Genomic DNA, 9,308 nt, shown 5'->3' on the forward strand with positions numbered 1-9,308 from the left:
TTGTTAGCGGCGCGCGTCCTGGACGTCCTTGGTCGTCACCGCGTCCTGATAGCTGTTGCCGAAGTGCGTCCGCAGATAATTCACAACGGCGGCGACCTGACCATCGGTCATCATGTCGCCGAATGCCGGCATGCCGCGGCGGCCATTGACGACGAGGAAGATCGGATAGCTGCCGGATTCCAGATTCTTGTTGCCGACGAGCGAGGGATAGCTGCCGGCGCCGCTCGCGCCCGTCGCGTCCGGCATGTGGCAGCCCTGGCAGACGTTGGCGAACAGCTCTTCGCCGGTCATCTCGACGAAGCGGTAACCCGACGAGAAGGTGCGCTTGCCCGCACCACCGTCCTGCGCAGCGGCCGCGGACGTTGCGAGCAGCGCCAACATGGCAATGACAGATGGTCCTTTGCGCATCATCACGTCTTCACCACGCGTTCGTGCAGCCGGGAGATGACGTCGAGCGCGGACAGGATCGCGCCCTCCTGCCAGGCCGGCAGCTGCGAGGCATGCTCGCCGGCCAGCGCGATGCGGCCGTCGATCTGGCAGAGATTGCGGTAATGCTGCGCCCGCGCGGCCTCGGTCCATTCGCCGGCGCAGCCGAGCGTGAACGGCACGCGATGCCAGGCCACCGCGACGCCGTTCTCGAATTCGCTTCGGTATTGCGGATGGATCGCCGAGCCGAACTCGACTGCGCTGGCGACCCGCTCGGCCGGCGTCATCGCGGTGAACTCGAACGAATTGGCGCCGCCATACATGTAGGCACCGAGCAGGATGCCGCGGCCGCCGCGGTTGAAGCCAGTGTTCGGATAGGCGATCTGCCGGATCGGCAGATCGGTGTAGCTGATGCCGCCATAGATCGCCTCGTCCTCTTCCCAGAACCGCCGCTTGAACTGCAGCCCGATCTTCACCGAGGCGGCATAGGGCACGGCCTCGATCGCACTCTTCATCGGCGCGCCGACATCGATCGGCAGCTGGCTCAGGATCGGCAACGGGATGGTGCAGATGCACCAGTCGGCGGTCGCCTGCTGCACCGCGGACGGGTTGGCGGTGTCGACATAGCTCACGGTGACGCCGGAGCCGTTCTGCTGGATCTGCGTCACCTTGGCATTGTAGCGGATGAGATCGCCGACCTCGCGCGCAAACGCCTTGCCGATCATGTCCATGCCGCCGACCGGCTGGAACATCGTGGTCTGGAAGTCGTAGCGCGCAAAGGTCTGCAGATAGCGCCACATCCGCGACCGCAACAGCTCCTGCAGCGAGATCGGGTCGCTGGGCAGCGGGTCGGGCATCAGGCCCCCGCCGGGATCGTGGGCATAACCGCGAAACTCGGCGGAGCCGAGGTTGGCATTGTATTTGTAATCGCGATCCAGCGCGCCCCAGTCGCGCAGCGCCTGCAACAGGATCTCCTGATCTTCCTTGCCGACGAACTCGTCGAGCCTGCCCTGCTGGCTGACTTTCGCAAGCAGCTCCGACACGCCGCCCTGGAAATCCGCCTTGATGCTACGAAAGCGTTGCGGCTTGCCGTCGAATGCGCGCGTCGCGTGCAGATAGGCATTGTGGTTGAGCTGGATGAAGGGCTCCAGCGTCACATTGAGCCGGCGGCAGTAATCGAGCAGCGCGCGGTGATGATAGGGAATCCGCCATGGGCCCGGATTGAGATAGAGCCCCTGCTCGAACTGGCAGGTCTGCCTGAAGCCGCCGAGCTCGGTGAAGCTGTCACCGCCGCGGATCGACCAGTTGCGGCCGCCGGCGCGGCTGTTGAATTCGAGGATCTGGACCTTGTAGCCGGCCTTGCGCAGTTCCAGCGCCGCCGTCATGCCGGCAAGCCCGGCGCCGAGGATCAGCACCGAGGCGCCCTTGACGTCGCCGGCGAGCTTGACCGGCCCCTTGTAGGCGGACTCCGATGCGAAGCCGAGGCTCGTCATCGCGTGATACATCGCCGAACTGCCGGCAATGGTCCCGATCAGCGTCAGCAGATCCCGCCGCCTGATCACAGATTCGTTCTGCACCCGCGCCCACCCAGCCGCTGACGTCGATGGCGAAGGGAAACGGTTGATGCGATCCGTGTCAAGAAAGGCCGCACGCTTCCACATCCAGCCACACGCGCTTTTGATGCATCACGCGACCGACCCGATTTCATCACCGCTGTCGTCCTGGCGAAAATCGGGCCCCATACGCCGCGGCGGATGTTGTTAGAGGGACTCGTCGTTCCAGCGCTGCACTGCAATTTGCATCTGTGGTTATGGGTCCCTGCTCCCGTGCGCAATTGCGCACTAGGCAGGGACGACGGTGCGGATGGTGCTCGATTCAAGGCGTCAAACACGCGGTGTCATCACCCGCGAGCCGGGCGATGACAGGTGGGGTGGGGATACAGCTTCGCATTCTCGCGACATGATTTGTCCGAGTCTTGCTCTTTCGTTCCGCCCTCTCGTTTTCACAGAGGGCGCAGGGAAAGCCGGGTGCCGATCGCACCCATGGGCCCCGTGCAATGGGTAGAAAGCACGGGGGTAGGACCACAGGTGTAACCGGAGCAATCCGGCTTTCCCTGCGCGATGGCTTACGGCTTATACGTGCTCTCCCCGGCGAGACTTGGCTTTGTTGTCACCGTCTTCGCAACGCGCATTTGCGCAATCGGAAGAGACACCTACCGCTAGGGCGTCAGGCCTGCACGACTTCGCCGTCCGCCTTGCGTGCTCTCGTCAGGCCACGCGCAGCGTCCACCGCATCTCGACCCGCGTTCGTGACGACCGCGAAGCGCCCCTCAATCGGGCGAGACGGGAAATTCATACACCGAATCGCTCTTCGGATAAAGCGAAATATTTTCACTGCGGGCCCTTGACGCGTTTTTGCTGAGTTGCCCGACGGGTTGCTTTGTCGCACCCGACACCCTCCTCGTCATTCCGGGGCGACGCGAAGCGTCGAGCCCGGAATCCATCGGGCCGCATGTACTCGTTGAGGAATGGATCCGGGCTCGCGCCAAGAGGCGCGCCCCGGAATGACGCGTGGAGAGGCAGACATCCTCACCTCCCCGGCATCGCAGCCCGATCGCTTCAGTGCGCCTTGGCGACGTAGGGGCAGCCGCCTTCATCGAGCGGACGGAAGGCCTGGTCGCCCGGCACGGTCGCGAGATATTCGTAGAGGTCCCACTTGCTCTTGGACTCCTCCGGCTTCTTGATGCGCATCAGATACATGTCGTGCACCATGCGGCCATCCTCGCGCACGACGCCGTTCTGGGCAAAGAAGTCGTTGACCGGGGTCTTGCGCATCTGCGCAATCACGGTTTCCGAATCCACCGAGTTGGTGGCGGCGACCGCCTTGAAATAGTGCCTGAGCGCCGAATTGACGCCGGCCTGGTAGGCGGTCGGCATCGCGCCATGTCGTTTGAAAAACTCCTGGGCGAACATGCGTGTATCCGGCGTGCGATCCCAATAGAAGGAATCGGTGAACAAGAGGTCGTGCGCGTGCGCCAGCCCGAGCGCCGGCACGTCGGTGAGCGTCACCTGCAACGCGACGACCTGCATGCTGGCGCGGATGTTGAATTCGTCGGCCTGCGACACCGCGTTGCGGAAGTCGGAGCCGGCATTGGCGAGCGCCAGGATTTTTGCGCCGGAGGATTGCGCCTGCAACAGGAAGGACGAGAAGTCCGCGGTGTCGAAGGGATGACGGACCGCGCCGAGCACCTTGCCGCCGGCTGAGGTCACGGCCTTGCTGGCATCGCGCTCCAGCGCCTGGCCGAAGGCGTAGTCCGCGGTGAGGAAGAACCACGGCGAGCCGCCGCGCGCGACCACGGCCTTTGCCGTCGCGTTCGAGGACGCATAGGTGTCGTAAGTCCACTGCACGCTGGTCGGCGAGCACTGCTTGCCGGTGAGATCGGACGAACCGGAACCCGAGATCAGGAACAGCTTCTTGCGGTCGCGCGTCACGGTCTGGATCGCGAGCGCCACCGCGGAGTTGACGCCTTCGGCAATCACGTCGACACCCTTGGTGTCGATCCAGTTGCGCACGATGCCGGTCGCCACGTCAGGCTTGTTCTGGTGATCTGCCGAGATGATCTCGATCTTGCGTCCGGCGACCGTGCCGCCGATTTCTTCCGCGGCCATCTGCGCCGCGATCACCGATCCCGGCCCATTGCCGTCGGAATATTGCCCGCTCATGTCGGTGATGATGCCGACCCGCAGCACACCATCCTCCGCGCGGGCCGTGCCGGCCGCAAATGACAGACACGCGGCGGCAATGGCGGCCAGGACGGACGAGCGTTTCGTGATGGACATTTCGTTCCCAGGGTTTGGATGGTTCGACGAACTCCTGAAGCAATCAGGGATCACCGACAACCCCGTTCGCCGGCATGGCGCTCTGCGATTCCGCGCCAAAATTCCGGGAGGAGGAACGCGACGAATGCATCGGCTCGCGGACCTCGCCAATCATGCGAACGCCGCGACGAGATTTCGCCGCGGCGTGACCTGGATCATACGCATCATGCCGTCGCGATCGCCTCAGCGCCGCGCCCACAATTGCCTTGTGAGAATACCGACCTTGCGCTCGATCGCCTCGGCGGCGTCGAGACACATGTCCTCGCGATAGCGCGAGCCGACGATCTGGACACCGACCGGCACGCCCTCATGCAGGCCGACCGGCACCACGGCCGCCGGCAGGCCGAGCACGTTGATCGACGAGATGAAGCGCAGATCGTTCCAGAACAAATCCTTGACGCGCTGATCGCCGCCGAGATCGGCATTGACCTCCGGCGTCTTGCGCACCGTGGTCGGCATCAGCACGACAGGATATTGCTCGAGGAAGGCCATCCAGTTCCTGATGTGGCGCGACCGCTCGGCAATGGCCTTCATGTAGGCGGCCTGATCGAGCGGGTTGGCCAGCGCCATGAAGCCGTGGAACGTCTTCTGGAAGTCGGCGCTCGTCGTCGCCAGCATCTGATCCTGCTGCAATACCCGCGTCTCGGTCATGATCAGGTCGCACCAGAGCTGCCAGACCTTGTTGAGCTCGGGGACCTCGACCTCGCTGACCGCGTAGCCGGCATCGGCCAGATGATCGGCCGCCTTGCGCTGAAGTGCGATCACGCTGCGATCGGTCACCATGTCCTCGGGGATCTTCGCCAGCGCGACCTTGACCAGCGCGGCCGGCTTCGGCCCCGTGAGCGGCGCCGGCACGTACCAGGGATCGCGCGGGTCGCGCTGCGCCATCACCTCGAGCCCGAGACGGACGTCGGCGACGTGGCGCGCCAAAGGTCCCTGCGACGACATGAACTGCGCCATCAGCGGCCGCTCTGCCGTGGCGGAGGGATTGAACGCCGGAATCCGGCCCTGGGTCGGCTTGATGGTGGCGATGCCGTTGCAATGCGCCGGCCAGCGCAGCGAGCCGCCGATGTCGTTGCCATGCGCGATGGTGCCGATGCCGGCCGCGATCGACGCGCCGGCGCCGCCGGAGGAGCCGCCGCAGGTCACCTCCGCATTCCAGGGATTGCGCGTCAGGCCGTGCAGCGGGTTGTCGGTGAAGCCGCGCAGCGAGAATTCCGGCGTGTTGGTCAGGCCGATGATGATGGCGCCGGCCTTCTTGAGGTTGGCGGTCACCGGCGAGTCGCCCGGCGCGATATTGTCCTTGAAGGCGACCACGCCGTTCGAATTGGCCTGGCCCTCGACGTCGATGTTGATCTTGATCGTGACCGGCACGCCGTGCAGCGGCCCGACGGCAGCGCCGCCGCGCTTGCTGGCGGCCAACGCCTCGTCCGCGGCCTTCGCCGACTTCAGCGCGGCGTCACCGAGATCGACGACGACAGCGTTGAGCGCCGGGTTGGCCTCTTGCTTGCGATCGAGATGCGCGCGGACCACCTGCTCGGAGGTCGCCTCGCCGTTCCTGATCGCCGCAGCCGTCTCCACGGCCGACCATTGCCAGATCGGTGCATTCGTCACGTGTTGTCCTCCACTGGTTCTTGCACTGGTTTCTTGCTGGTTGGTTCAGTCGAGCCGCAACGGCTCGTAGAACACCGGCTGGTCCATTCGCCGGTCCTCTCTGGGAACGACGACCGCCTCGGCGCTGAGCACATGATCGAGCATCACGCGCCGGGCGCGCGCCGCATTGCCGGAGCGGAACGCGGCCATCAGACGCTTGTGAAAGTCGATATTCTCGCAGGTGAAGCGCGACGAGAACTGCTGCGCGCCGAATTTGCCGATCAGATGACGGATCGCCTCGTTGACGAAGCGGCACATCAGGCCGAGCAGCGGATTGGGACAGGCCTCGATCAGGATGTCGTGGAAATCGATCTCGGCGTGGCGATGATGGTCCCAATCGGCTTCGCCGCCGGGATGATGCTCCTGAACCGCGATCGCGTTGTCGAGCGCGGCGAAATGCGCCGCCGTGAGGTGCCCGACCACGCTGAAGGCGAGCTCCGGCTCGATCAGGCGGCGGATCTGGTAGATCTGCGCGGCATTGACCGACTGGAAATAGAAGTAGTTGCTGAGCAGGCCGACGATCCGGTTGATCGAGACCGGCGCCACCCGCGCGCCGCCGCCGGGCCCGGTGGTGTTCTGCACCAGCCCCTGCACTTCCAGCGACTTGAGCGCCTCGCGGATGGTCGAGCGGCTGCAGCCGAACATCTCGATCAGCTCACTCTCCTGCGGCAGCCGGTCGTCGGGCTGCAAGCCGGCCTGGAAGATGTGGCTGCGGATCAGATCGGCGACCGCGTCCGACCGCTTGCGTTTGATCGAAGCGCGGCGGGAGGGGTCGAGGGTGGGCAGAGCCGATTTATCCATTTTATGATCATAAATAGGCTCGGGCCGGCTTGGCAAGGGGCTCGATCCCCGATCGCGGAGCGAACGGGAGCGGCGCCGTCCTTCGGACGGCCCGCCCGGATCGAACATTCGGGAATTGACGGAAAGCCCGGCCGGCTCAGCCGTGCGCGCGTTGCGCCTCGAGGCTGCGGCTGTAGCGGGACATCGCGAAGCAGAACACGAAATAGATCACGCCGACGAAGACGTAGACCTCGACGCTGAAGGGCTGCCAGGCCGGATCGACGATCGCGGTTTTCGCCGTCGTCAAGAGATCGAAGATGCCGATGATCAGGACCAGGCTGGTGTCCTTGAAGAAGGCGATGAAGGTGTTGACCAGCGGCGGGATGACGTGGCGGATCGCCTGCGGCAGCACGATCAGCGCGTGCTTCTCCCAGTAAGACAGCCCGAGCGCATCCGCGGCCTCATATTGTCCGCGCGGCACCGCTTGCAGGCCGCCGCGCACGACTTCGGCGAGATAGGCGCCGGCATAGAGGATGAAGGCGATCTGCGCGCGCAGGAGTTTGTCGATGTTGACGCCGTCGGGCATGAACAGCGGGAACATCACGCTCGCCATGAACAGCAGGCTGATCAGCGGCACGCCGCGGATCAATTCGACATAGAGCACGCAGAGCGAACGGATCGCCGGCAAGTTCGAGCGGCGGCCGAGCGCGACCAGGATACCGAGCGGGAAGCCGAGCGCCAGTCCGAAGGTCGCGAGGATCAGCGTCACCGGCAACCCGCCCCAGCGGTCCTGGGTGACGAAGGTGAGGCCAAGGAAGCCGCCCCACATCAGGCAGCCGATCACGATCAGCGCCGCGGCCCACACGAGGAACAGCTCCTTGCGCCAGAAGCTGCGGCGACTCGACACCACGAACAGCGCGATGAAGATCACGACCGCGAGCGCAGGCCGCCACTGCTCGCTATACGGATAGGTGCCGAACAGGATGAAGCGGTACTTCTCGGGCACGACGGCCCAGCAGGCGCCGACGCCGCGCAGCGCGCGGCAGGCGGCGGTGTCGTTGCCGGAGACGATCCAGACCGCGTTGGCGATGCCCCATTGCCAGAACGCGATGCCGGCCTTGCCGAGCACGAACAGCAGCAGCAAGGTCATGATGCCGGACGGGATCGAGGCGAACAGATTGGCGCGCAGCCAGGCGGTGAGATGACCGCCGAGCGCGCGCGGTGCGGGGCGCGGGCCGATCGGCAGCGGATCCTGCGGGACATGTGCGACCGAGCTCATGTCAACGCTCCACCAGCGCGATCCGCGCATTGTACCAGTTCATGAACAGGCTGATGCCGAGGCTGATGGTGAGGAACACCATCATGATCAGCGCGATCGACTCGATCGCCTGCCCGGTCTGGTTCAGCGTGGTGTTGGCGATCGAGACGATGTCCTGGTAGCCGACCGCGACCGCGAGCGAGGAGTTTTTCGTCAGGTTGAGATACTGGCTGGTCATCGGCGGGATGATGACGCGCAGCGCCTGCGGCAGCACGATGTGCTGGAGCACGAAGCCGCGCTTCAGCCCGAGCGCCTTGGCGGCCTCGGACTGGCCGCGCGGCACCGCCTGGATGCCGCTGCGCACGATCTCGGCGATGAAGGCCGAGGTGTAGGTGACGAGCGCGATCAAGAGCGCGAAATATTCCGGCGCCAGGGTCAGCCCGCCGACGAAGTTGAAGCCGCGCAGCTCGGGCAGCGTGACGCTCCAGCTCGCGCCCGCGAGGAACGACACCAGCACAGGCCACGCGACGACGAGGCCGAGCGCGTAGGGCCAGGCCGGCCGCGCCCGGCCGTCGCGCATCTGCTGCGCGATCAGGCGGCGCCTGACGAAAGCGAACACGATCAGGCCTGCGACCAGCGCAAGGATGGTCCACCAATTGGCCTCGTGCAGCGGCACCGACGGCAGGATCAGGCCGCGATTGGAGAGATAGACGCCCTCGACCGGCTTGAACGCCTGGCGCGCCGCCGGCAGGCCCTGCATCAGCACGTACCAGAACAATAGCTGCAACAGCAGCGGCAGGTCGCGCAGCACCTCGACATAGACGGCGGCGAGCCGTGCCAGCAGCCAGTTCGACGACAGCCGTGCGATGCCGACCAGCGTGCCGATCACCGTTGCCAGCACGATGCCGATCACGGCAACGCGCAGCGTGTTGACGACGCCGACGATGAAGGCGCGCAGATAAGTGTCCTTCGGCGTGTAGTCGATCCAGCTGTCGGCGATCGGCATGCCGGCCTCGCGGCCGAGGAAGGCAAAGCCGGTCGAGATCCGCCGCACCGAGAGATTATGCAGCGCGTTCGACCACAGGAAGGCGACGATGGCGATCGCGATGCCGACCACCAGGACCTGCCAGAACAGGCCGGCGACGCGGGGATCGCTGAGCGAGAGCCGCCAGTTGCGGGCGGGAGGGCGTTTCGGCGTCGATGTCGTCACAGCACAGGATCCCCTGAGAAGCGATCTTCTGCCATGCGCAGGCGTCTATTCGAGGATGCGCACTTCATATGTTGCACCAAATCAGGATTCATGCAACATATGT

General features: G+C 65.1%; 7 protein-coding genes. All 7 read right to left on the reverse strand.

Annotation, left to right across the window (positions count from 1 at the left end; translation table 11 throughout):
* Positions 1-3 precede the first annotated feature (3 nt).
* Positions 4-411: a c-type cytochrome gene (locus ACVINW_RS39200; RefSeq protein WP_456756249.1), complete on the reverse strand. Its 408-nt coding sequence runs from the start codon at positions 409-411 to the stop codon at positions 4-6.
* Positions 411-2,003, reverse strand: a complete 1,593-nt coding sequence (locus ACVINW_RS39205; RefSeq protein ID WP_456756250.1) for an FAD-dependent oxidoreductase — start codon at positions 2,001-2,003, stop codon at positions 411-413. The genes ACVINW_RS39200 and ACVINW_RS39205 overlap by 1 nt, the downstream gene beginning before the upstream one ends.
* Before the next feature lie 1,041 nt (positions 2,004-3,044).
* Positions 3,045-4,265: an ABC transporter substrate-binding protein gene (locus ACVINW_RS39210; RefSeq protein ID WP_456756251.1), complete on the reverse strand. Its 1,221-nt coding sequence runs from the start codon at positions 4,263-4,265 to the stop codon at positions 3,045-3,047.
* 222 nt (positions 4,266-4,487) lie between these two features.
* A complete protein-coding gene (locus ACVINW_RS39215) occupies positions 4,488-5,918 on the reverse strand; it encodes an amidase family protein (RefSeq protein ID WP_456756252.1) in 1,431 nt (476 codons plus the stop codon).
* Positions 5,919-5,963: 45 nt separating this feature from the next.
* Positions 5,964-6,758 carry a FadR/GntR family transcriptional regulator gene (locus tag ACVINW_RS39220; RefSeq protein ID WP_456756253.1) on the reverse strand — a complete coding sequence of 265 codons (795 nt, stop codon included), beginning with the start codon at positions 6,756-6,758 and terminating at the stop codon, positions 5,964-5,966.
* 136 nt (positions 6,759-6,894) lie between these two features.
* A complete protein-coding gene (locus tag ACVINW_RS39225; RefSeq protein WP_456756254.1) occupies positions 6,895-8,016 on the reverse strand; it encodes an amino acid ABC transporter permease in 1,122 nt (373 codons plus the stop codon).
* Position 8,017: 1 nt separating this feature from the next.
* On the reverse strand, positions 8,018-9,205 hold the full coding sequence (locus tag ACVINW_RS39230; protein WP_456756255.1) for an amino acid ABC transporter permease: 1,188 nt from the start codon (positions 9,203-9,205) through the stop codon (positions 8,018-8,020).
* Between the last annotated feature and the right edge of the window lie 103 nt (positions 9,206-9,308).

The sequence above is a fragment of the Bradyrhizobium sp. USDA 4461 genome, assembly GCF_054055655.1.